The organism is Pseudomonas sp. DR48, from assembly GCF_019823085.1.
GTDB lineage: Bacteria > Pseudomonadota > Gammaproteobacteria > Pseudomonadales > Pseudomonadaceae > Aquipseudomonas.
Genome location: NZ_CP081946.1, coordinates 988,385 through 1,010,844, shown reverse-complemented (window position 1 = coordinate 1,010,844; position 22,460 = coordinate 988,385). Strand labels below are relative to the sequence as shown.

The following is a 22,460-nucleotide window of genomic DNA, read 5'->3' as shown; positions in this document are numbered from 1 at the left end:
TCATGGGTATTGATCTTCCGCTGATCTGGGCCGTGATTATCATCTTCGGCATCATGATGTACGTGGTCATGGACGGTTTCGACCTGGGAATCGGGATTCTTTTCCCGTTCATCCCCGGCAAGACCGACCGTGACGTGATGATGAACACCGTCGCCCCGGTCTGGGACGGCAACGAAACCTGGCTGGTACTGGGCGGCGCGGCGTTGTTCGGCGCTTTCCCTCTGGCCTATTCCGTGGTGCTCTCGGCCTTGTACCTGCCGCTGATTTTCATGCTGATCGGGCTGATTTTTCGCGGCGTGGCATTCGAGTTCCGCTTCAAGGCCAAGGACGACAAGCGACACCTGTGGGACAAGGCGTTCATCGGTGGTTCGATTGCCGCGACGTTCTTCCAGGGGGTGGCGTTGGGCGCGTTCATCGATGGGTTGCCGGTGGTGAATCGGCAGTTTGCCGGTGGTTCACTCGACTGGCTGACGCCGTTCACCCTGTTCTGCGGTGTGGCGTTGGTGGTGGCATATGCGCTGCTCGGTTGCACCTGGCTGATCATGAAGACCGAAGGCAAGTTGCAGCAACAGATGCATGATCTGGCGCGGCCGTTGGCGTTCGTGGTGTTGGCGGTGATTGGCATCGTCAGCATCTGGACCCCGCTGGCTCATGCCGAGATTGCGGCTCGCTGGTTCACCTTGCCCAACCTGTTCTGGTTCCTGCCGGTGCCGCTCCTGGTGTTGGTGACCATGTACGGTCTGTTTCGCGCGGTGGCCCGCAACGCGCACTACACGCCGTTCCTGCTGACCCTGGTGCTGATCTTCCTCGGTTACAGCGGCCTGGGCATCAGCCTGTGGCCGAACATCGTACCGCCGTCGATCTCGATCTGGGACGCCGCCGCACCGCCGCAGAGTCAGGGTTTCATGCTGGTCGGCACGCTGTTCATCATCCCGTTCATCCTGGGTTATACCTTCTGGAGCTACTACGTGTTCCGCGGCAAGGTCACCCACGAAGATGGTTATCACTAGAGCACACGACAATGGCGCAGGGTCAATGACTGCGCCGTTTCAGAGGAGGTTACGATGATGGCTGGCAAACATTCCCTGCAGGAAATCAAAGCGGCGGAGAGCAAACCGCTGTGGCAGCGGCTTGGCTGGCTGGCACTGATCTGGGTCGGTAGTGTCGGGGCTCTGTTTATTGTGGCGAGCCTGATGCGCATGTTCATGAACGCTGCCGGTCTGACTACGCACTGATTTCGCAAGATCCCATCCCGTCGCCTCGCGGCACGGATTTATCAACCCTCCAGTGCGGAGGGTTTTTTTGCCTGCGATTATTTGCGAGCTTTGAGAATCACGAACTTGGGCGTGGCCGCCACTTGTTCAACGCCACGGAACAACCGCGCCAGCTTGCTGTGATAACCCAGATGGCGATTGCCGACGATGTACAGCGCACCGCCTACCACCAGGGCTTCGCGTGCCTGCTGAAACATGCGCCAGGCGAGAAAATCGCCGACGACCTGTTGTTGATGAAACGGCGGGTTGCACAGCACCACGTCCAGCGATTGCGGTTCTTGCCCGGCCAGGCCATCGCCGGCACGCACGATCACATCGCGATCACCCAGCGCCGCGCGCCAGTTTTCGGTTGCCGACTGCACCGCCATGAACGACTCGTCCACCAAGGTGTAATGAGCTTCAGGGTTTTGCAGGGCGTTGGCGATTGCCAGCACGCCGTTGCCGCAACCGAGGTCGGCAACCCTCGCTGAACCGAGGTTCCTTGGCAAGTGCGGGAGAAATGCCCGTGTGCCGATGTCGAGCCCTTCGCGGCAGAACACGTTGGCGTGGTTCAGCAGTTCGATTGCCGGAATGTCGAGTTGATAGCGTGAAGGGTAAGGGGAGGTGGCCACTGGCTTGGCTTCAGGTGTTGCGATCAGCAGCCGGGCTTTTTTCACCGCCAGCGATGCTTGTACCGGGCCAATGTAACGTTCCAGCAGATCGCCTGCAGCGCGGGGCAGGTGCTTGACCATCGCCGCAGCGATCACCTGAGCGCCTGGCGCCAGATGGCCTTGCAGGCGAATCAGTTGTTCTTCCAGCAGCGCCAGGGTCTTTGGCACCCGGATCAATACACGGTCAAACGGGCCGGCGAACAGCTCATTGGCCGGAACAACCGGCACCGCATCAAATGCCTGGCCGTTGCGGATCAGATTTTTTTCCAGCCCCTGAAAGGCCAAAAACGAATCGCCGCTGCTGGTCACCTGAACCTTGCCCGCGAGGCTGGCGGCTATGGCGCCAAAGCTGTCATTGAGCACCAGCACCCGGGTCTGAACTGCCGGTTGCTGCTCTGCCAAATGATTGAGCAGGTATTCGTCCGCCGCATCGAAAGCTTGCAGCGGTTCATTCTGCTGTTCTGGCTGGCGGATCAGATCGAGTTGGGCGAAGGGGGTGTCGAGCAGGGGCATGAGGCAGGGGGCTCTGGGTAGTCAACGGGTGTGGTATCCCGCTGCTTGAGGCGCCTAGCGGGCGGGGCCGTCCGAGTGCACTGCGTCGTGAAGTTTCGCACGTCATCACTCTGGAGGAACCGCAAATGGTACGTTTTTTTCTTTCGCAATACCCGTAGGTTTTTCAGCATCGGTTATTTGCACGCACTGCTCAGATCATGCAAGCCCTGGCCGCCGCTATGACTGCCGCGATCTTGTTGTTGACCCCCAGCTTCTGGATTGCACTGTGCACATGGAAGTTGATGGTGCGTTCAGCGAGGCTGAGGATTCTGGCGATTTCATAGGCCGTCTTGCCATCTGCCGACAGTCTCAGGACCTCAATTTCCCGTACCGTCAGTCGAGGCTTGCACGAATGAGGAACGGGCTCAGGCAAATTTTGAGCGACCAGCCCATGCAGGTGATGGCTTATAAACAGCGCGTACCCAAGGTTTTCGTACAATTCATAAGGTGTAATGGGATGACTGCTTCCGGCCACACTCAACATGCTGTGAAGCCCCTTGTCATCGTGCAACGAGTGCGACCAGCCATGTTCCAGGCCTTGTTTTTTTTGCGCTTGCCACAGCCTTTCGCAATTCGAGTAGAGCTTTTTATCCCAGATAATTGGGAAGGTGGATTGATTGCAATGCGCCAGTATTGGATCTACTTCGCTAAATTGGCTCTCTTCATATTTCGCATTCCAGTCTATTGGGTAGTTGTTGAGATTCACTCTGTTGAAGTGTGGACCTCGTGGGTGTGATGTAATTGAAAACGCACAGAAATTAAAGCCAAGGTTTTGAACCAGACCGAGTGACGTTGCGTATGCAGACTCGACATCCCTCGCGGTGGATATCTGTCTCAATTGTGATTCCTTCCACGCTTCCATTGCGGTAGCTCCATAGTACGTGAATCTTGGGGGTGCAGATTGGATCCGAAATCCAGCACGAGTCGGAGTGTAGGACTATTCCCACACACATGCTGCAATTTTTTTGCTCTTGAAAAAGTCTAAAACTCTATATCTGGTTCTTAACTGGCAATTAAAAAGTTGTAGGATTTGTACAATAATATGATTAGCGAAGTTGGGATGTACGATCTGGTTAAAAGGGTAAGAAAGATTCATTTTTAGAGGCATTGGTGCAGGCGAAATAATGGCACTCTCTAAAGACACTACAAATAACCGGTGTTTACATCGCCTGCTTTGCGGGACACTGGGTTATCTGTTGAAGGGAGTGCCTCATGACCGCCAGTGCAGAAAAATTCACTCGCCAGACCCTGACCGACGTTCAGCCATTGACCCCCAACCTGTTCACCTTGCGGGCCACCAGGGATCCCGGGTTTCGATTTCGGGCAGGGCAATTCGCTCGGCTGGGCGTGTCCCGGGCCGACGGCAGCACGGTGTGGCGCGCCTATTCAATGGTTTCGTCACCTTTTGACGAGTTTCTTGAATTCTTCTCTATTGTCGTGCCGGGTGGGGAGTTCACCAGCGAACTCAGTCGCCTGGAGGTTGGCGATACGCTGCTGGTGGACCGTCAGGCCTTTGGTTACCTGACACTAGACCGCTTCATCGATGGCCGGGATCTGTGGTTGCTGTCCACCGGCACAGGCGTGGCGCCGTTCCTGTCGATCCTGCAGGACTTCGAGGTGTGGGAGAAGTTTGAGCGGATCATCCTTGTCTACAGCGTGCGCGAAGCCCGTGAACTGGCGTATCAGGACCTGATCGCGGGATTGGCGCAGCGCGATTATCTGGCCGAGCACACCCACAAATTGCAATTCATCACGACCGTTACCCGCGAGCAGCACCCCGGTGCCTTGAACGGGCGAATCACCACACTGATAGAAAATGGCGAGCTGGAGCGGGTGGCCGGCGTGGCGCTGACGCCGGAGCATTCGCGGGTGATGCTCTGCGGCAACCCCCAGATGATCGATGACACGCGCAAGTTGCTCAAACAGCGCGACATGCACTTGAGCCTCAGCCGTCGTCCAGGACAGGTGGCGGTGGAAAATTTCTGGTAAAAAAACGGCGCCCGCAAGGCGCCGTTTCTTGTTGCAAGCCGCTATCAGGGCCGATTGTTCTGAGCCTTGAGCAGGTCGCGGATTTCGCTCAACAGCTCTTCCTCCTTGGTCGGAACGGGCGGCAAGGTCGGCGCGACGGCCTCCTCGCGTTTCAGGCGGTTGATCGCTTTGACACCCATGAAGATCGCGAAAGCGACGATGATGAAGTCGATCATGCTCTGGATGAACTTGCCGTACGCCAGCACCACGGCCGGGACATTACCGTTGGCAGCCTTGAGCGTAATGGCCAGGTCACTGAAGTCCACCCCGCCGATCAGCAAGCCAATGGGCGGCATCACCACATCGCCGACAAACGACGAAACGATCTTGCCGAACGCCGCGCCGATGATAATACCGACAGCCATGTCGACCACGTTCCCTTTGACCGCGAAGGCCTTGAACTCACTTATCACGCCCATAGGTTATTTCCTTGTTACAGATGAGGTTGGTGAACGCAGTGTAAATCAGTGAGACGCGTTCTGCTTGAAACACCCGGTTTTGATGCGTGCCAGCGATTGGCCCGGTCCATGGAAAAAAGTTTACGAAACGTCATCGTTGCTGCGAAAACGGCGGGCTTTGTGAACTCGTTTTTTTGCTATGGACGGGGTGTTTGTTTCTTTTGCGTGATTAGCTTTATTGTCACTAACTGTTGGTAAGAGGAGAGGGTCTATAGGGGGCGTTTTTTTGCAGTAAGCTATGGCGTGATTGAGAATAGATGCCAATCTTTATTAGAAGTTGAGCTCCGTTGTTTGAAAATCGGTAGTGGGAAATTAAGTTTAACAACGAAGTTGTACATTCGAGTTTGGATTATTAATGGTGTGTACAGTTTTTAAGGGGCGTATATCGAGTGGGGCCTCATTATTGTTGAACGCAGTTGTACAAATCTTCATCCTTTGCACTATGGCTTATGTGTTACGGCGATGGAAAGTTCTGCACAGGAAATACGGGTTCACTTCGCTGCGCATTCATCCCGGCTGAGCTATCATCGCGTTTTTTGCCGGGAGTTCAGATGGCCAAGGCCAAGCGCATGTACGGCTGCACCGAGTGCGGCTCAACCTTCCCCAAGTGGGCTGGCCAGTGCGGCGAGTGCGGGGCCTGGAACACCCTGACGGAAACCATGGTGGAAAGTGGTGGTGCCGCAGCCCCAAGCGGTCGCACCGGCTGGACCGGTCAACAGGCACAGATCAAGACCCTGGCCGAAGTCAGCGTCGAAGAAATCCCGCGTTTTTCCACCGCGTCCGGTGAACTGGATCGGGTATTGGGCGGTGGTCTGGTCGATGGTTCGGTGGTGTTGATTGGTGGCGACCCCGGCATCGGCAAGTCGACCATCCTGCTGCAAACCTTGTGCAACCTCGCCAAAGTCATGCCGGCGCTGTATGTCACCGGCGAAGAATCCCAGCAGCAAGTGGCCATGCGCGCCCGTCGCCTGGGCTTGCCTCAGGATCAACTGCGGGTCATGACCGAAACCTGCATCGAAACCATCATTGCCACCGCCCGGGTCGAGAAGCCCAAGGTGATGGTGATCGACTCGATTCAGACCATTTTCACCGAGCAGCTACAGTCGGCTCCGGGCGGCGTGTCGCAGGTGCGGGAAAGTGCTGCATTGTTGGTGCGGTACGCCAAGCAAAGTGGCACGGCGATTTTCCTGGTGGGCCACGTGACTAAAGAAGGCGCGCTGGCCGGGCCGCGGGTGCTGGAGCACATGGTCGATACGGTGTTGTATTTCGAAGGCGAGTCCGATGGACGTTTGCGCCTGCTGCGGGCGGTGAAAAACCGTTTCGGTGCCGTCAACGAGTTGGGCGTATTCGGCATGACCGACAAAGGCCTGAAAGAAGTCTCCAATCCGTCTGCAATTTTCCTCACCCGCGCTCAGGAAGAAGTGCCGGGCAGCGTGGTCATGGCGACGTGGGAAGGGACGCGGCCGATGTTGGTGGAAGTCCAGGCGCTGGTAGATGACAGCCACCTGGCGAACCCGCGGCGGGTAACCCTGGGGCTGGACCAAAATCGCCTCGCGATGTTGCTGGCAGTGTTGCACCGTCATGGCGGTATTCCGACCCATGATCAGGACGTGTTTCTCAACGTGGTCGGCGGCGTGAAGGTGTTGGAGACCGCTTCCGACCTGGCGTTGATGGCCGCGGTCATGTCCAGTTTGCGCAACCGGCCGCTGCCCCATGATTTGTTGGTGTTTGGCGAAGTCGGCTTGTCTGGGGAAGTCCGCCCGGTGCCGAGCGGTCAGGAGCGCTTGAAAGAAGCAGCCAAACACGGGTTCAAGCGCGCCATTGTGCCCAAGGGCAATGCACCGAAAGAGGCGCCGCCGGGTCTGCAGATTATTGCCGTGACCCGTCTGGAACAGGCTCTCGACGCGCTGTTCGAATAACCTGCCGGATTGAATACCCCCCCTGTGGGAGCGGGCTTGCCCGCGAAGGCGGACCATCAGTCAACATCATCGTTGAATGCTAAACCGCTATCGCGAGCAAGCTCGCTCCCACATTTGAATAATGCTGGTCTTTAGGTTTCGATCAGGGCGCCCAATTCGCGCTCAAGTTCTTCGGGGTCGCCCAGGTTGAATTCGATCAATCGGCGCAGGCGCTCGATGGATTCCAGGCTGATGTGCTTGCAGACGAAGCCGAGCTGGCCATGATCGTCATGGGCCAACATCACATCCATCTTGATCTCGACGTCCTCGTTCAGATGAATATCCACCAGGAAATGCCAGTCTGGATTACCTGGCCACGGCTCGGGCTTCTCGATCAGCAATCCTTTGAGCGACAGGTCGATCAGCTTCACCGGCCAGGTGAATTCCCCTTGGCTCAACTCGGTTCGGGCATCGAACGCAATACGTTTGAAGCGGCGACGATCGTTAGGGTGCTCGCTCATGGCGCAATCCTCTGGATGTGCGCTGACTATAGACCCGCATTGATAGAGCCCGCCAGCGCATGCAAGCCGCTAGACCAATGTCGGGGTATGGCCTTTGCCGTCAGGAGAGCTAAACTCGGGGTGGCTGTCTTTCTTGTCCACTCTGGCTGGAATCTAAAATGAAAAATAATAATAGCCTGCTACGCCATTTACCCTGGCTTCTGCTGGCAATCGTGGGAGCGTGCGCCCTGGGTGTCGTGGCATTGCGCCGAGGCGAGGCGATCAACGCCTTGTGGATCGTGGTCGCTGCCGTGGCCATTTATCTGGTTGCATACCGCTATTACAGTCTGTTCATCGCTACCAATGTGATGCAACTCGATCCGCGACGGGCGACCCCCGCCGTGCTCAACAATGATGGTCTGGACTATGTGCCGACCAACAAACACATCCTTTTCGGTCACCACTTCGCTGCCATCGCCGGCGCGGGGCCGCTGGTCGGTCCGGTCTTGGCCGCACAAATGGGTTACTTGCCCGGTACGCTGTGGCTGATTGCCGGGGTGGTGCTGGCCGGTGCTGTTCAGGACTTCATGGTCCTGTTCATGTCCACCCGCCGCAACGGTCGCTCTTTGGGCGACATGGTCCGTGAAGAAATGGGCCGCATCCCCGGGACCATTGCGCTGTTTGGCTGCTTCCTGATCATGATCATCATCCTCGCGGTGCTGGCACTGATCGTGGTCAAGGCCCTGGCGGAGAGCCCATGGGGCATTTTCACGGTGATGGCGACCATTCCGATTGCGATGTTCATGGGCATCTACATGCGCTACATCCGCCCGGGTCGCATCGGTGAAATCTCCGTGGTCGGCGTGCTATTGCTGCTCGGTTCGATCTGGCTGGGCGGGCAAATTGCTGCCGATCCGTTCTGGGCCAAGGCCTTCAGCTTCACGGGTATCCAGATCACCTGGATGCTGGTCGGTTACGGTTTCGTGGCCGCCTCGTTACCGGTCTGGCTGATTCTGGCGCCGCGCGACTACCTGTCTACCTTCCTCAAAATCGGCACCATCGTGGCGCTGGCGATTGGCATTCTGGTCACGATGCCCGAGCTGAAAATGCCGGCCTTGACCCAGTTCATCGACGGCACCGGTCCGGTGTGGAAGGGCGGTCTGTTCCCGTTCCTGTTCATCACCATCGCCTGTGGCGCGGTCTCGGGTTTCCATGCGCTGATTTCTTCGGGCACCACGCCGAAACTGCTGGATAACGAGGTGAACGCCCGGTACATCGGTTACGGCGCGATGTTGATGGAATCCTTCGTCGCCATCATGGCCATGGTCGCCGCGTCGGTGATCGAGCCGGGCGTGTATTTCGCCATGAACAGCCCGGCAGCGGTCGTCGGCGGTGACGTGGTGGCTGTGGCGCAAACCGTCAGCAGCTGGGGCTTTGCCATTACCCCTGACGCGTTGCTAGCGGTGGCCAAGGACATCGGTGAAACCACCGTTCTGGCCCGTGCTGGCGGTGCGCCGACCCTGGCGGTCGGTATCGCGCAGATCCTGCACAGTGTCCTGCCAGGTGAAAACACCATGGCGTTCTGGTACCACTTCGCGATCCTGTTCGAAGCGCTGTTCATCCTGACCGCGGTGGACGCCGGCACGCGTGCCGGGCGCTTCATGCTGCAGGACTTGCTCGGCTCCTTCGTGCCGTCGCTGAAACGCACCGAATCCTGGACCGCCAACCTGATCGCCACCGCCGGTTGTGTGGCGATGTGGGGTTGGTTGCTGTATCAGGGCGTGATCGATCCACTGGGCGGCATCAACACCTTGTGGCCACTGTTCGGTATCTCCAACCAGATGCTGGCCGGTATCGCGCTGATGTTGGCTACCGTTGTGCTGATCAAAATGAAACGCCAGCGCTATGTGTGGGTGACCATGCTGCCCGCCGCGTGGCTGCTGATCTGCACCGTCACCGCCGGCTTCATCAAGCTGTTTGACGCCAACCCGGCGATCGGCTTCCTGTCACTGGCGAAAAAATACAGCGATGCGCTGGCCAACGGTCAGATCCTCGCCCCGGCCAAGGACATTACGCAGATGCAGCACGTGATCTTCAACGCCTATACCAACGCCACACTGACGGCACTGTTCCTGTTCGTGGTCTTCAGCATCCTGTTCTATGCGCTCAAGGTCGGTATTTCCGCCTGGGGCAGCAAAGAGCGTACGGATAAAGAAGCGCCATTCCAGGCTGTTCCAGACGCGTAATCGAGGATTGCAAACATGTTCAATGACCTGAGTCGCCTCGGTAAATACCTCGGTCAGGCCGCGCGCCTGATGGTCGGCATGCCCGACTACGACAACTACGTCGAGCATATGCAAACCAAACACCCGGACAAGCCGGTGATGAGCTACGAGATGTTCTTCCGGGAACGCCAAGAGGCTCGTTACGGCGGCAAGGGTGGGCCGAAATGCTGTTGATGCAACAGCCGGTTTGATGCAATACCCCTGTGGGAGCGGGCTTGCTCGCGAAGGCGGTGTGTCAGTCAATGTTGATGTCGACTGACACACCGCCTTCGCGAGCAAGCCCGCTCCCACATTTGTTTCGTGTTGTTTTCTAATTTTGTGAAACAGGAGACTCCAGTTGTCCTCTCCCATCCCCGTGACGATCCTCAGCGGCTTCCTCGGCGCCGGTAAAACCACGCTGTTGCGCCACCTGCTCAAAGCCGAGCACGGCCTGAAAATCGCCGTGATCGAGAACGAATTCAGTGACGCCGGTATCGACACCCAATTGCTGGGTGAAGAGCCGGTGCAAGTGATGACACTGTCCAATGGTTGCGTGTGCTGCACCATCCACACCGACCTGACCAAAGCCCTGTACCTGTTGCTCGAGCGGCTGGACAGCGGCGAAATCGCCTTCGATCGCCTGGTGATCGAATGCACCGGCCTGGCCGATCCAGCACCGGTCGCACAAACATTTTTTATCGATGAAGAGCTGCGCGAGCGCTACATCCTTGATGGCATCATCACGCTGGTGGACGCGGCCCACGCCGACACTCACCTGACCCAGACCATCGCCCAGGCGCAGATCGGATTCGCCGACCGCCTGCTGGTGAGCAAGCGGGATCTGGTGGACGAGGCCACGTTCACGGCCCTCAGCGAACGCCTCACGCGCATCAACCGTCGTGCGCCGATCCGCGTGGTCGACCACGGCAAGATCGATCTGGCCGAACTGCTCGACGTGCGCGGTTTCAATCTCAACGCCGATCTCGGTGGCGGTGTGAGCTTGCGCCCGGTTAGCAAAGCGCCGTCCATCGACCGGATTTCCAGCCTGGTGCTGCGCACTGACAAGCCGCTGGATATCGACAAGCTCAGTGAGTTCATGAATGAGTTGCTGGAAGAGCATGGCAAGCAATTGCTGCGTTACAAAGGGGTGTTGAGCATTCTGGGCGAGCCACGGCGGATGGTGTTCCAGGGGGTTCTGAAGTTGTACGGCTTCGATTGGGACACGGAATGGGCTGACGACGAAGCGCGCGAAAGCGTGATCGTGTTCATTGCCGATGATTTGCCGGAAGAGAAGATTCGGGAAGGGTTTGCGCGAGTTGCGGCGGAGTAAGGCTCTGCATCAAGCTTGAGACGCTCATCGCGAGCAAGTTCGCTCCCCACATTTGGACTGCATTCCTGTGGGAGCGAACCGGCTCCGGGCGGCGATCCGACGATGGCGATTTAACCTGCAACGCGATTCAGACTTGATGTAAGCACCGTGTTCAGCAACATCTCTTCCAGATGATCCAGATGATGGCTGAGTAGAGTCTGGGCCTTCTGCCCATCCCTTTTCTCCACGGCATCAACCAGTGCTTCGTGCACCTGCCAGACGCAATAGCCTCGCGCCTGTGCATCAAAATGCGCAATTGCCAGCGAAGTCAGTGGCACCAGGCTGCCAAGGAAATGCGCCAACGGTGCATTCCCGGCCATTTCTGCCAAGCGCAAATGAAACTCCCCTGATAAGCGAATGGCCGGACCGCGTGCGGTGCAGTCGCGCTCGCTGTCGATCAAGGCTCGTAGCGGCTTGAAATCTTGCGGGTGGGATTGCTGGCAGGCCAGGCGCACTAGCGTGGTCTCGGTCAGCCGCCGGGCATGCAGCATCTGCCGGGTTTGCTCGTGGTCGAGCGCGGCGACACGGGGACGGTGGTTCGTGCGAAGAACGATGACGTGCTGATGGGACAGGCGGGTCAGCACACCACGAATTTCACTGCGCCGAGCGCCGAACATCTGCGCCAGGCTTTCTTCGGTAAAGCGACTGGTCGCATCGATGCGCTGTTCAAGAATGGCATCGAAAACCCGCGAATAAAGAGTGTCCGCCGGCGAGGGGAAGGGCAGGGCGGCAAGCGTCTGCGGTGAGGCGAAGCTGTTCATGGCCTGTCTCCAGTTCGAAGAGGGTTCAACTGCCGAGGTTGTCGTCCGGGATGTTCAATTCAATGCCCATGCGTTGGCCTTCGCGAAGGATGTGTCGACGCATTTCGGCACTGGCCTGGGCGCTGTTCTTGCTGCGGATGGCGCGCACCACGGCTTCGTTTTCTTCCAGGCGTTCTGCCAGATGCTCCGGCGAATTGCGCAGCACCTCGGCGCTTTGCTTGAGGGCGTTGCTGGTTTGCTGCACCACGCTCTGGAAGATCGGGTTCGAGGTCAGGGTGAACAGCTCCTCGTGGAACGCGATGTAGGCGTTGACCCCAGCCTCGCTGTCGTTGGCGTCCAACGCCTCGCGCATGTCCATCAGGGTCAAGCGCAATTGCCCGACTTCCTTGCTGCTGATCGACTGCGCGACCAGGCCGACAATGAACGGCTCCAGGGTGTAGCGCAGTTGCAGCACATCTTCCAGGCTGGCGCCGGCCACCGCGCTGTCATGGCTTTGACTGTCGCTGAGGTTGGCTTCCAGCACCACCACGCCTTTGCCCGGCATTGAGCGCACCAGGCCGAGGGTTTCCAGCACGATCACCGCTTCACGCAGGCTCGGACGGCTGATGCCCAGTTGTTCGGCCAGTTCACGTTGCCCTGGCAACATGTCACCGGAACGCCACTGACCACGGGCCAAAGCGGCCCGGAGTTTTTCCACGACTGAATTCACAACGGTCGACGAGGTAATCACTGTTCGCTCCATGAGCATCCAAAACGGTTGATGGCCGTGCCTGCCCGCGGGCAGACACGGCGATTATTCAAAATTCCTGCTGATGCGCCGGCGCCACCGGTTTTCTCGGCTGGAAGGTATAACCCACCTGACCGGAAAGCACCTTGTTCGCTCGCTGGATATCGATGTCCTTCTCCCAACGGGCGATCGCCACGGTGGCGACGCAGTTGCCGATCAGGTTGGTCAGCGCCCGGCCGATCCCCATGAACCAGTCCACCGCCAGCACCAGTACCAGGCCAACCACCGGAATCGCCGGGATCGCCGTCAGGGTCGCCGCCAGAATCACCAGCGCCGAGCCGGGAATCCCGTGGGCACCTTTGGAGGTGATCAGCGACACCAGCAGAATGGTCAGCAAGTCGGTCATCGCCAGCGGCGTACCGGTGGCGTTGGCGATGAAGACGATGGCAAGCGTCAGGTAGATCGAGAATCCATCGAGGTTGAAGGAGTAGCCCGTAGGAATCACCAACCCCACGGTGGAACTGCCGATGCCCAGATGCTCAAGCTTGCGCATGATCTGTGGCAGCACAGCGTCGGAAGAAGCGGTGCCCATGACGATCAGCAGTTCTTCGCGCAGGTATTTGAGCAGTGGCCACATCCGCAGGCCGGACAGGCGCATCACCAGGCCGAGAATCAGCGACACGAACGCCACGCAGGTCAGGTAAAACAGGCCGACCAGGCTGCCCAGATGCTGCAACGAGTCCAGACCATATTTGCTGGTGGTAAAGGCGATGGCGCCGAACACGCCGATCGGCGCCAGACGCACAATCATGCCCATGATGCGGAAGATCACGTGGCTGAGTTCGTTGATCAGCCGGGAAATTCCGGAGGCCGCTTCACCGACAAGGTTCAGCGCGCTGCCGAACAGCACTGAAAACAGCAGCACTTGCAGAATATTGTTGTCCGCGAAGGCGCCGATCACCGAGGTTGGGATCAGGTCCATCAGAAACTGCGTGGTGGTGTGCATGTGTTGGCCGCGCTGAGCGATGTCGCCCATGTCGGCGGCCGAAAGCTGATCCAGATGAATGTTCGCGCCGCTGCCGATCCCGGTACTGAAGGCGAACACCAGGCCAATCACCAGCGCGATGGTGGTCAGGATTTCGAAGTAGATCACTGATTTCAGGCCGATGCGTCCGACCTTCTTCAAGTCGCCCGCGCCGCTGATACCACTGACCACCACACAGAACACGATCAGGCCGATGAGCATCTTGATCAGTTTGATGAAGCCGTCGCCGAGCGGTTTGAGCTGGGCAGAGTATTCAGGAAGGGTCAGCCCGCAGACGATGCCGAGCACCAGTCCGAGAACCACTTGGAGGAAGATTGAACGCGAGCACCATCTGAGCATGGGAGGAATCCTGGTCGGTGTCCTGGCTGCCGTGCGCTTGAACGCATCAGATTCAGGACTTAATTATTGTGGTCTTACCGGTATGTCCAGTGCAGGCGCAGTCTAGACGCAGGTTTTAAGGGTTCGCAAGTGGAAAAAGCAAAATTGGCATGACCGGTCTTACCAGTTCGACGTCAAGGCCCGTGCTTGAGCGGTTTTGCAGGTGAAAAAAAACCGGTCATCACTGTCCGGTTTTTTGGGGGGCGGCGACTTTGCATTGACCGAGCGTCAGGCAAATGCCTGCCGTCGTCGCTGTTATCCCAACGACTTGCTTTGATTAGTTTATGTTTCTAAGTGTGCCTGCGCTTATCAAGCCTTTAATCTTCATCCGGTGTGCTGAGGTCGGGTGCGTTTCTTTCTTGAATGATTAAGTTGAAAAGCAACGGGGCTCCACGCCGGTCGCCGATATAAATATACTTGGAGTCGTGAAGTTTGTATTTATGCAGAAGGCCAGAGCCTTTGGCTTGAATATAAATTTCCGGGTAGTCTTGTTTTATATTATCCAGCGTCAGAATGTTATGACGCCGGTCGACCAGATTGAATGTAGTTGATCCTGCAACAGGGTATGCACCCACAAGCCCCGTGTCACTGATACTCAGGCATTTGCCGAAATACGGTCCCGGCGTGCGGATGTAGAGCCTGTAATCACTGCCGGTGTACCTGAAGTACAGGAGGAGACGGGGTTTGGCGTTTACCGGGACCTCGGGGCGCAGACCTAGAAAATTCGAGTCGTCTCGCTGTTGCCGTTTTCCGGTAAAGAACCCGCCACTGCCAAATGAATAAGTGACAAGGGCTCGAGGTGCGTGCAGCAAGTTTAGAAAGTGCAAAAGTGTATCGTGGGTGCCAAGGGTTGCCGTAAAGGATTTTTGTCGATTGGAACTCATGGTCAGTCTCTCTATTCGGGGGATTAGCGCTCTTCCGTTATTGAAAGCAAGAAGTCTGGCTAGAAGTTTTCTGAGTGTTCGAATAGTAAGAGTTTTACGTGCGACGTGTGTGTGGAGTAACTTTGCAAGCTGTTTCTGTGGTGGGGTGTGTACGGTCGTATAGTTGCTATGGGATTTTTAGGGGGGCTGTTAATGCGCGGATATATCGAATTGAAGATATAAAAAAACCGGCCATCACTGGCCGGTTTTTGTGCTGCGGTTCAGCGGTGCAGTTAAGCGCCGTACACCGGCAGCTTCTTGCAGATGGCCTTGACCTTCTCACGAACGGCGTCGATCACCGCTTCGTTGTTCAGGTCAGCCAGGATGTCGCAGATCCAGCCCGCCAGCTCTTTGCACTCGGCTTCCTTGAAGCCACGAGTGGTCACAGCCGGAGTGCCGAAGCGCAGGCCGGAGGTGACGAACGGGGAGCGTGGATCGTTTGGCACGGAGTTCTTGTTCACGGTGATGAACGCTTTGCCCAGAGCGGCGTCGGCGTCTTTACCGGAGATTTCCTGCTTGATCAGCGAGAGCAGGAACAGGTGGTTTTCAGTACCGCCGGAGACCACGTCAAAACCGCGCTCGATGAACACGCCGGCCATGGCCTTGGCGTTCTTCACTACTTGTTGCTGGTAAGCCTTGAACTCAGGCTGCAGCGCTTCCTTGAAGCAGATTGCCTTGGCGGCGATCACGTGCTCCAGCGGGCCACCCTGGGCGCCCGGGAATACTGCGGAGTTCAGCTTCTTCTCGATGTCGGCGTTGGCGCGAGCCAGGATCAGGCCGCCACGTGGACCGCGCAGGGTCTTGTGCGTGGTGGTGGTCACGACGTCAGCGAATGGCACCGGGTTCGGGTAGACGCCAGCGGCGACCAGACCGGCCACGTGAGCCATGTCGACGAACAGGTAGGCGCCGACCTTGTCAGCGATAGCGCGGAAGCGTGGGAAGTCGAGGATCTGCGAGTAGGCAGAGAAACCAGCCACGATCATTTTCGGTTTGTGCTCAACGGCCAGGCGCTCGACTTCGTCGTAGTCGATCAGGCCATTGGCGTCGATGCCGTACTGAACGGCGTTGTACAGCTTGCCGGAGGACGAAACGCTGGCGCCGTGGGTCAGGTGACCGCCGTGGGCCAGGCTCATGCCCAGGATGGTGTCGCCCGCTTGCAGCAGTGCCAGGTAGACGGCGCTGTTGGCTTGGGAGCCGGCGTGTGGCTGAACGTTGGCGTAATCGGCGCCGAACAGTTCTTTTGCACGGTCGATGGCCAGTTGCTCAACCACGTCGACGAACTCGCAACCACCGTAGTAGCGCTTGCCCGGATAGCCTTCGGCGTATTTGTTGGTCAATACCGAGCCTTGAGCTTCCATCACCGCTGGGCTGGTGTAGTTTTCCGAAGCGATCAGCTCGATGTGTTCTTCCTGGCGCTGAGCTTCTTGCTCCATGGCGGCAAAAAGATCGGCGTCGTACTTGGCAATAGTCAAATCACGGCTGAACATGGCGGTCCTCAAGGATCGGGGCAGAAAAGGGGGGCATTCTAACCCAACCGCTTTTAGATGGCATATGAAAGGACATCATGTCGCAGACGAAAGGAATTCAGCTTCTAGCTGCAAGCCTCAAACGGCAAGTCAAAAGCGGACTGGCCGTTGCTTGAAGCTTGCCACTTGAAGCTTCCAACTTTCTTCATGTTTGATTGATTGGAGCTGTTGGCTCCAATCAATCAAACATGAAGAGCGCATCATTGCTGAACTGCGCCTCGAACCGGTTGGCCGGCATCGGTCGTCCGAACAGATACCCCTGAACCTCATCGCACCCATGCTCGCGCAGGAAGTCGAGTTGCTCATGGGTTTCCACGCCTTCGGCGATCACCGCCAGGTTCAGGCTGTGGGCCATGGCGATGATCGCCCGGGCAATCTGTGCATCCTGTTCGCCCGACGGCAGCCCATCGACGAAGGTGCGGTCGATTTTCAGCACATCGATCGGGAATTGCTTGAGGTAGTTGAGCGATGAGTAACCGGTACCGAAGTCGTCGACTGCAATGCTCAGGCCGAGGTTTTTCAGCCCGGCGAGTATCTGCATCGCTTCGCTGACTTCGCGCATCAGGATACTTTCGGTCAGTTCCAGCTCCAGGCACGCCGGCGGCAGGCCGGTTTCCCTGAGAATCGTGGCGATCCGTGTGCCGAGCTGGCCGTCGGAGAACTGCCGGGCCGAAATGTTCACCGAGACCTTCGGCACCCGCACCTTGGCCTGATGCCAGGTCTTGAGTTGGCGGCAGGCTTCGCTGATCACCCAGTCGCCGACATCCACCACCAGCCCGAGCTCTTCGAGCACCGGAATGAAATCCCCCGGCGGCACCAGGCCACGGCGCGGATGACGCCAGCGCAACAACGCTTCGGCGCCGGTCAGGCGTTTGCCGTCGCCACTGAACTGCGGCTGGTAGTACAGAACGAATTCGTCCTGTTCCAAGGCATGACGCAAGTCGCTTTCCAGTTCCAGACGCTCCAGGGCGCTGGCGTTCATGTCCGCCTGATAGAACTGGAAGTTGTTCTTGCCGCGCTCCTTGGCGTGATACATCGCGGTGTCGGCGTTCTTCATCAGCTGACTGAGTTCGTTGCCATCCTGCGGGCTCAGCGCGATACCGATACTGGCGGTGACGAAAAACTCGCGGCCTTCGAGCACGAACGGCTTCACCAGGCTGGCGAGGATCTGTTCGGCAACATGAATCGCCCGGTTCAACGCCACTTCCCGGTTGGCCCGCGGTTGCAGCAGCAGGGTGAACTCGTCACCGCCCATGCGCGCCACGGTGTCGTCATCATCGACGCAACCGAGCAGGCGCGTGGCCATTTCCTTGAGCATGCGATCGCCGGCGGCGTGGCCGAGGGAGTCGTTGATCGGCTTGAAGCGGTCGAGGTCGAGGAACATCAGCACCACCCACGACTTCTGCCGCTCGGCCGATTGCAGCGCCGTGTGCAGACGGTCCTGGAACAACGTGCGGTTGGGCAGGTGGGTCAAGGCGTCGTAATAGGCGAGGCGGTGGATCCGCTGTTCGCTGGCCTTGCGCTCGCTGATGTCGCTGAAGAAGCACACGTAGCTGGCCAGATCGCCTTCATCGTCGAGCACGGCGGTGATGCCGACCCAGGCCGGATAGTGTTCGCCATTGCGCCGCTTGAGCCAGACTTCACCTTCCCAGGTGCTGTTCTGATGCAGCTGCTTGAGCACGTAGCGCAGGTGGGCTTCCTGCTGTTCGTCGACGGTCAGCATGTTCGGCAACTGGTCCAGCACCTGCTCCACGGCATAACCGCTGACGCGGCTGAACGCTTCGTTGGCCTGGACAATGTAGCCAGCCGGGTCGGTGATCAGGATCGCCGACGTGGAGTGTTCAAATACAGTGGCCGCCATGCGCAGGTCTTTCTCCGCGCGGCGCTGCTGGCTAATGTCGCGACCGACGCCCAGCACGCCTTCGAAGGCGCCGTGTTCGTCCCAGACCAGCACCAGCCGCAGTTCGATCGGGATCTTGCGGCCGTCAGCCCGCAGGCAATCGAACAGGAACAGTTGGGTCTGCACCTGACTGCGCAGCAGCGCCAGTTGGTCGGGTTTGTTCAGCGCTTTGCTGACCCGGTCCATCAGACTGTAGATGCCGGTCAATTGTTGCGGGTTGGCGATGGTCGACTGCCAGCCGTTCTGGAAGATCCAGTCGGCGTCGAAACCCAGCACCGCCTGCACCGAAGGACTGACGTAGTTGAGCGCCAGCTTGCTGTCGGTGGAGAAAATCACGTCGCTGATGCTTTCGGCGAGCATCCGGTAACGCTGTTCGCTGTCACGCAGGGATTCACTGGCTTCAATCTGATCGGTGATGTCCTTGGCCACGCCGATGATTCGTGTGACTTGATCGTGTTTATCCCGCGCCAGCGCCTGTTCGCGAATATCGAACCGTCGCCATTTGCCGTCGCGATGACGGAAACGCAGCTGGCATTGCAGCAGCTGGGTGTATCCCCCTTGGCGCTGGGTCTGGCGCGAGCGGTGGTACTCATCGGCGTCTTCGGGATGCAGGAGGATTTCCCAGAAATACTCGCCCATCTGGTGCAGCTCGGTGCGGTTGTAGCCGAGCGTCTGCCCCAGGTGATGGTTACTGAAGATCATCCGTTGGCTGATCACGTCCTGCACATACAGGTGATCCGGTACGGTGCGCACCACGTCGGACCAAAAGCCTTCGCGCTCCAGCAGCGACAGCTCGATGAGTTTGCGGCTGGTGATGTCGGTGATGCTCAGGATGACCGCTTTATAGTCCTCCTGGTTTTCCGGCAGGCGCAGCACCAGCCACAGATGCTGGTCGCGGCCGCTGGCATCCTGAAGCTTGATTTCCAGCTCAAGCTGTTTCTGCTGGTTGAGGACCGTTTCAAGCACTTGATGGCCGATGGCGGTGCCATCCAGCGCAGAGCCGTCAATCAGCAGTTTCCAGGCTTGGGCGCAGGAATTGACGTTAAGCAGTTGCAGGGCGACCTGATTGACCTCGGTAACGCGCAGCTCCGACAGCAGTTGCTGGCGTTGCTCCGGGTTCTTGAGCCATGCAGCGAGTTGTTCGCTGCTGTGCAGTTGGGCCTTGTCAAAGAAGCTCTTTAGCCCTGAGACGTCCAGCACACAAAGGGCCACGCCGGTGCCTTCGAAAATATCGTGATAGCGTCGGCGGCCTTCATGCAGTTGGCGTTGTCGGCGGCGCATGTTCAGCAGCGCGATGAACGGCAGCAGGGAAAACGCCAGGCCCAACAGGCATTTGCCAATGAATGCCGGCAACAATTGCTCGAGCACTTGCTGACGGTCGAACAGCCCGCGCAATTGCCAGTCGCTGTTGCTCAGCGGCACTGTCAGGACACTGTTGGTCAGGTCGTCCGGGGACAACACGCCCTGACGGGTTGAAGGCGACGCTTCATCACGGCTGATGATTTGGTGATTGACGCGGTTCTCCACCAGCCACAACGGGCGGATACCGGCCTCATTCTGTTGGGTCAGTGACGAAAAAAAGCCCGGTGTCAGGCGTAGGGCCCAATAGCCACGGGTGCTGCCGCTGGCTTGATGCAGCAGCAGATGCACGACTGAACCGTCGTCGGCATTGCTGAAATAATGGGCCTGGGCGCGGCTGCGCCGGACCAGGTCGCTCAGGTAGTCGGCGTCATCGCTGTCGGCGGCGCTGTCGCTGAGTATTTTTCCGGAAGGGCTGAGCAACGCCAGGCTGCGCAGTCCAGGCAGCGACTGTTGCAGCTTGCGCAGCAACGCCTGCTGTTCGTCGTCACTTTGCGGTTGTTCGACGATCGGTAGCAGATTCAGGGCGATCTGCGCGTTCAGCGCCATGTTCAGGCTGACTTGCGAGGCCAGGTCGGCGGTGTAATCGATGGTGTATTGGCGCTGGCTTTTCTGGGTTTCGCGAAGCTGATCCAGCAGCTGCCAGAACAGCAGCGCGAGCAGCAACAGCACGAGTGTCGCCAACGCGCCCTTCAAGGATCCGCGCAGGGGCGAGCCGGGCGCAGGCTGCGGTGCGCTCACGGACGATGGCGGAGAGACGTTAGACAAACTGTAATCCTGCGGTTTGGCTGGACTGGCGCGACGTGCACTATAAGCCGGACGCCCGAAGGGCGGCTAGCATGCCTTGTGTTGTGGCGAAGTGCCAGCCCCTACTGGCTGGACTGCCATCTGTCATTCAGGTAGCTTTGCCGGTTACGCGGGAGCGTTCCAGCTCCTAAACTCAGACTTTTTCAGCGCGCACGCATTGATACCCGTCAAGCGGACGACGCGCACGGTCTGGCCGGGCAACGCCTGCGCTCCAAATCATCTGTCACTGACCCAAGGTTCTCCATGGCTCAATATGTATTCACCATGCATCGGCTGGGCAAAGTTGTTCCGCCGAAGCGGGAAATCCTGAAAAACATTTCGCTGTCATTTTTCCCCGGCGCCAAGATCGGCGTACTCGGCCTCAACGGTTCGGGTAAGTCCACGCTGCTGAAAATCATGGCCGGCGTCGACACCGAGTTCGAAGGCGAAGCCCGCCCGATGCCGGAGCTGAACATCGGTTACCTGCCGCAAGAACCGATCCTGGACCCGACCAAGACCGTGCGTGAAGTGGTCGAGGAAGCCGTCAGCGTGATCAAGAACGCCCAGGCTCGCCTGGACGAGGTCTACGCCGCTTACGCGGATGAAGACGCCGACTTCGACAAACTGGCCGCTGAACAGGCCAAACTCGAAGCCATCCTGCAAGCGAGCGACGGTCACAACCTGGATCGCCAACTGGAAGTCGCCGCCGATGCGCTGCGTCTGCCGGCGTGGGATGCCAAGATCGAATTCCTGTCCGGTGGTGAAAAGCGTCGTGTGGCCCTGTGCCGTCTGCTGCTGTCCGCCCCTGACATGCTGCTGCTCGACGAACCGACCAACCACCTGGACGCCGATTCCGTCGCGTGGCTGGAGCATTTCCTGCACGATTTCCCGGGCACCGTGGTTGCGATCACGCACGACCGTTACTTCCTGGACAACGTTGCCGGCTGGATCCTCGAGCTCGACCGTGGCGCCGGTATCCCTTACGAGGGCAACTATTCGGGTTGGCTCGAAGCCAAGTCCGATCGTCTGGCCGCCGAATCCAAGCAACAGTCGGCCCACGAAAAAGCCATGAAGGAAGAACTGGAGTGGGTGCGCAAAGGCGCCAAGGCCCGCCAGTCCAAATCCAAGGCTCGTCTGCAACGCTTCGAAGAAATGCAATCGCAGGAATTCCAGAAGCGCAGCGAAACCAACGAGATCTACATCCCGGCCGGTCCGCGCCTGGGCGACAAGGTCATCGAGTTCAAGAACGTTTCCAAGGGTTATGGCGATCGCGTGTTGATCGACAACCTTTCGTTCTCCATGCCTAAAGGCGCCATCGTTGGCGTGATCGGCGGTAACGGTGCCGGTAAATCGACCCTGTTCCGCATGCTGATGGGCAAGGAACAACCGGATTCGGGCACCATCGAAGTCGGCGAAACCGTGCAGCTTGCTTGTGTGGATCAGAGCCGCGAAGACCTGGACGGCAGCAAGACTGTGTTCCAGCAAATCTCCGACGGTTCGGACCAGATCCGCATCGGCAACTACGAGATTCCGTCGCGTACCTACGTCGGTCGCTTCAACTTCAAGGGTGGCGATCAACAGAAGTTCGTCAAGGACCTGTCCGGTGGTGAGCGTGGTCGCTTGCACCTGGCCCTGACCCTGAAAGAGGGCGGCAACGTCCTGCTGCTCGACGAACCGTCCAACGACCTCGACGTTGAAACCCTGCGTTCCCTGGAAGAAGCCCTGTTGGACTTCCCGGGCGCTGCGATTGTGATCTCTCACGATCGGTGGTTCCTTGACCGCGTCGCGACACACATCCTGGCGTACGAAGACGATTCGCAAGCGGTGTTCTTCGAAGGTAACTACACCGAGTACGAAGCCGATCGCAAGAAACGCCTCGGCGAAGCGGCTTCCCAGCCGCATCGTGTACGGCACAAGAAACTGGCCTGATATCGGGTCGGTTGCATGAAAAAACGGAGCCTTCTAGGCTCCGTTTTTTTGTGGGTGTCATTCAGGTAAATCGCGGCGCGACTATCGCGAGCAGGCTCGCTCCCACAGGGATTCGGGTTGGCTTCAAATCTGA

General features: G+C 58.3%; 18 protein-coding genes. 8 read left to right on the top strand and 10 right to left on the bottom strand.

Annotated elements, in window-relative coordinates; translation table 11 throughout:
* Positions 1–2: 2 nt before the first annotated feature.
* Positions 3–1,010 carry a cytochrome d ubiquinol oxidase subunit II gene (gene cydB / locus K5K95_RS04610; protein ID WP_222588543.1) on the top strand — a complete coding sequence of 336 codons (1,008 nt, stop codon included), beginning with the start codon at positions 3–5 and terminating at the stop codon, positions 1,008–1,010.
* Between the two features lie 57 nt (positions 1,011–1,067).
* Complete coding sequence (locus tag K5K95_RS04605; protein ID WP_222590291.1) at positions 1,068–1,235, top strand: DUF2474 domain-containing protein; 168 nt, start codon at positions 1,068–1,070, stop codon at positions 1,233–1,235.
* Positions 1,236–1,312: 77 nt separating this feature from the next.
* Here the strand turns inward: K5K95_RS04605 and K5K95_RS04600 are convergent, their stop codons facing one another.
* Positions 1,313–2,437, bottom strand: coding sequence for a methyltransferase (locus K5K95_RS04600; RefSeq protein WP_222588542.1), 1,125 nt, complete (start codon positions 2,435–2,437; stop codon positions 1,313–1,315).
* A gap of 190 nt (positions 2,438–2,627) precedes the next feature.
* On the bottom strand, positions 2,628–3,338 hold the full coding sequence (locus K5K95_RS04595) for a LuxR family transcriptional regulator (RefSeq protein ID WP_222588541.1): 711 nt from the start codon (positions 3,336–3,338) through the stop codon (positions 2,628–2,630).
* 350 nt (positions 3,339–3,688) lie between these two features.
* Here K5K95_RS04595 and K5K95_RS04590 point away from each other — a divergent pair, with 350 nt between their 5' ends.
* Complete coding sequence (locus tag K5K95_RS04590) at positions 3,689–4,465, top strand: ferredoxin--NADP reductase (RefSeq protein WP_222588540.1); 777 nt, start codon at positions 3,689–3,691, stop codon at positions 4,463–4,465.
* Between the two features lie 44 nt (positions 4,466–4,509).
* Here the strand turns inward: K5K95_RS04590 and mscL are convergent, their stop codons facing one another.
* The gene (mscL, locus tag K5K95_RS04585) at positions 4,510–4,923 is read right to left on the bottom strand and encodes a large-conductance mechanosensitive channel protein MscL (protein WP_019581290.1); all 414 of its coding nucleotides are present in this window, start codon (positions 4,921–4,923) and stop codon (positions 4,510–4,512) included.
* 590 nt (positions 4,924–5,513) lie between these two features.
* Between mscL and radA the strand changes: the two genes are divergently transcribed.
* Positions 5,514–6,881: a DNA repair protein RadA gene (radA, locus tag K5K95_RS04580; protein ID WP_222588539.1), complete on the top strand. Its 1,368-nt coding sequence runs from the start codon at positions 5,514–5,516 to the stop codon at positions 6,879–6,881.
* Between the two features lie 131 nt (positions 6,882–7,012).
* Here radA and K5K95_RS04575 read toward each other — a convergent pair whose 3' ends face one another.
* Positions 7,013–7,381: a PilZ domain-containing protein gene (locus K5K95_RS04575; RefSeq protein WP_222588538.1), complete on the bottom strand. Its 369-nt coding sequence runs from the start codon at positions 7,379–7,381 to the stop codon at positions 7,013–7,015.
* Positions 7,382–7,539: 158 nt separating this feature from the next.
* Between K5K95_RS04575 and K5K95_RS04570 the strand changes: the two genes are divergently transcribed.
* From K5K95_RS04570 to yjiA, 3 genes are all read left to right on the top strand, one after another.
* The gene (locus tag K5K95_RS04570; protein ID WP_222588537.1) at positions 7,540–9,606 is read left to right on the top strand and encodes a carbon starvation CstA family protein; all 2,067 of its coding nucleotides are present in this window, start codon (positions 7,540–7,542) and stop codon (positions 9,604–9,606) included.
* A 15-nt stretch (positions 9,607–9,621) separates the two neighbouring features.
* Positions 9,622–9,819, top strand: a complete 198-nt coding sequence (locus K5K95_RS04565) for a YbdD/YjiX family protein (protein ID WP_007895266.1) — start codon at positions 9,622–9,624, stop codon at positions 9,817–9,819.
* A 163-nt stretch (positions 9,820–9,982) separates the two neighbouring features.
* Positions 9,983–10,954, top strand: a complete 972-nt coding sequence (gene yjiA / locus K5K95_RS04560; RefSeq protein ID WP_222588536.1) for a GTPase — start codon at positions 9,983–9,985, stop codon at positions 10,952–10,954.
* 110 nt (positions 10,955–11,064) lie between these two features.
* Here yjiA and K5K95_RS04555 read toward each other — a convergent pair whose 3' ends face one another.
* The 6 genes from K5K95_RS04555 to K5K95_RS04530 all read right to left on the bottom strand — a co-directional run bounded on the left by K5K95_RS04555 (position 11,065) and on the right by K5K95_RS04530 (position 20,380).
* Positions 11,065–11,754 carry a GntR family transcriptional regulator gene (locus tag K5K95_RS04555; protein ID WP_222588535.1) on the bottom strand — a complete coding sequence of 230 codons (690 nt, stop codon included), beginning with the start codon at positions 11,752–11,754 and terminating at the stop codon, positions 11,065–11,067.
* A gap of 25 nt (positions 11,755–11,779) precedes the next feature.
* Positions 11,780–12,484 (bottom strand): FadR/GntR family transcriptional regulator, encoded by a 705-nt coding sequence (locus K5K95_RS04550; protein WP_222588534.1) that lies wholly within the window; start codon positions 12,482–12,484, stop codon positions 11,780–11,782.
* A 67-nt stretch (positions 12,485–12,551) separates the two neighbouring features.
* Positions 12,552–13,865, bottom strand: coding sequence for a C4-dicarboxylate transporter DctA (locus tag K5K95_RS04545; protein ID WP_222588533.1), 1,314 nt, complete (start codon positions 13,863–13,865; stop codon positions 12,552–12,554).
* A gap of 356 nt (positions 13,866–14,221) precedes the next feature.
* Positions 14,222–14,788 (bottom strand): hypothetical protein, encoded by a 567-nt coding sequence (locus K5K95_RS04540; protein ID WP_222588532.1) that lies wholly within the window; start codon positions 14,786–14,788, stop codon positions 14,222–14,224.
* A gap of 272 nt (positions 14,789–15,060) precedes the next feature.
* Positions 15,061–16,314 carry a serine hydroxymethyltransferase gene (gene glyA, locus K5K95_RS04535; RefSeq protein WP_222588531.1) on the bottom strand — a complete coding sequence of 418 codons (1,254 nt, stop codon included), beginning with the start codon at positions 16,312–16,314 and terminating at the stop codon, positions 15,061–15,063.
* A 217-nt stretch (positions 16,315–16,531) separates the two neighbouring features.
* Positions 16,532–20,380 (bottom strand): bifunctional diguanylate cyclase/phosphodiesterase, encoded by a 3,849-nt coding sequence (locus K5K95_RS04530; protein ID WP_222588530.1) that lies wholly within the window; start codon positions 20,378–20,380, stop codon positions 16,532–16,534.
* 282 nt (positions 20,381–20,662) lie between these two features.
* On the opposite strand from K5K95_RS04530, the gene ettA reads away from it, so the two are divergent.
* Entirely contained in the window at positions 20,663–22,327 is a 1,665-nt protein-coding gene (gene ettA, locus K5K95_RS04525; RefSeq protein WP_222588529.1) for an energy-dependent translational throttle protein EttA, read from the top strand.
* Positions 22,328–22,460: the final 133 nt, after the last annotated feature.

Coding starts and splice junctions, on each gene's coding strand:
- K5K95_RS04570 (WP_222588537.1), top strand. CDS start 7,540: ATGAAAAATAATAATAGCCTGCTACGCCATTTACCCTGGCTTCTGCTG.
- K5K95_RS04545 (WP_222588533.1), bottom strand. CDS start 13,865: ATGCTCAGATGGTGCTCGCGTTCAATCTTCCTCCAAGTGGTTCTCGGA.
- K5K95_RS04595 (WP_222588541.1), bottom strand. CDS start 3,338: ATGGAAGCGTGGAAGGAATCACAATTGAGACAGATATCCACCGCGAGG.
- K5K95_RS04565 (WP_007895266.1), top strand. CDS start 9,622: ATGTTCAATGACCTGAGTCGCCTCGGTAAATACCTCGGTCAGGCCGCG.
- K5K95_RS04575 (WP_222588538.1), bottom strand. CDS start 7,381: ATGAGCGAGCACCCTAACGATCGTCGCCGCTTCAAACGTATTGCGTTC.
- K5K95_RS04590 (WP_222588540.1), top strand. CDS start 3,689: ATGACCGCCAGTGCAGAAAAATTCACTCGCCAGACCCTGACCGACGTT.
- K5K95_RS04605 (WP_222590291.1), top strand. CDS start 1,068: ATGGCTGGCAAACATTCCCTGCAGGAAATCAAAGCGGCGGAGAGCAAA.
- ettA (WP_222588529.1), top strand. CDS start 20,663: ATGGCTCAATATGTATTCACCATGCATCGGCTGGGCAAAGTTGTTCCG.
- K5K95_RS04540 (WP_222588532.1), bottom strand. CDS start 14,788: ATGAGTTCCAATCGACAAAAATCCTTTACGGCAACCCTTGGCACCCAC.
- glyA (WP_222588531.1), bottom strand. CDS start 16,314: ATGTTCAGCCGTGATTTGACTATTGCCAAGTACGACGCCGATCTTTTT.
- cydB (WP_222588543.1), top strand. CDS start 3: ATGGGTATTGATCTTCCGCTGATCTGGGCCGTGATTATCATCTTCGGC.
- K5K95_RS04600 (WP_222588542.1), bottom strand. CDS start 2,437: ATGCCCCTGCTCGACACCCCCTTCGCCCAACTCGATCTGATCCGCCAG.
- mscL (WP_019581290.1), bottom strand. CDS start 4,923: ATGGGCGTGATAAGTGAGTTCAAGGCCTTCGCGGTCAAAGGGAACGTG.
- radA (WP_222588539.1), top strand. CDS start 5,514: ATGGCCAAGGCCAAGCGCATGTACGGCTGCACCGAGTGCGGCTCAACC.
- K5K95_RS04555 (WP_222588535.1), bottom strand. CDS start 11,754: ATGAACAGCTTCGCCTCACCGCAGACGCTTGCCGCCCTGCCCTTCCCC.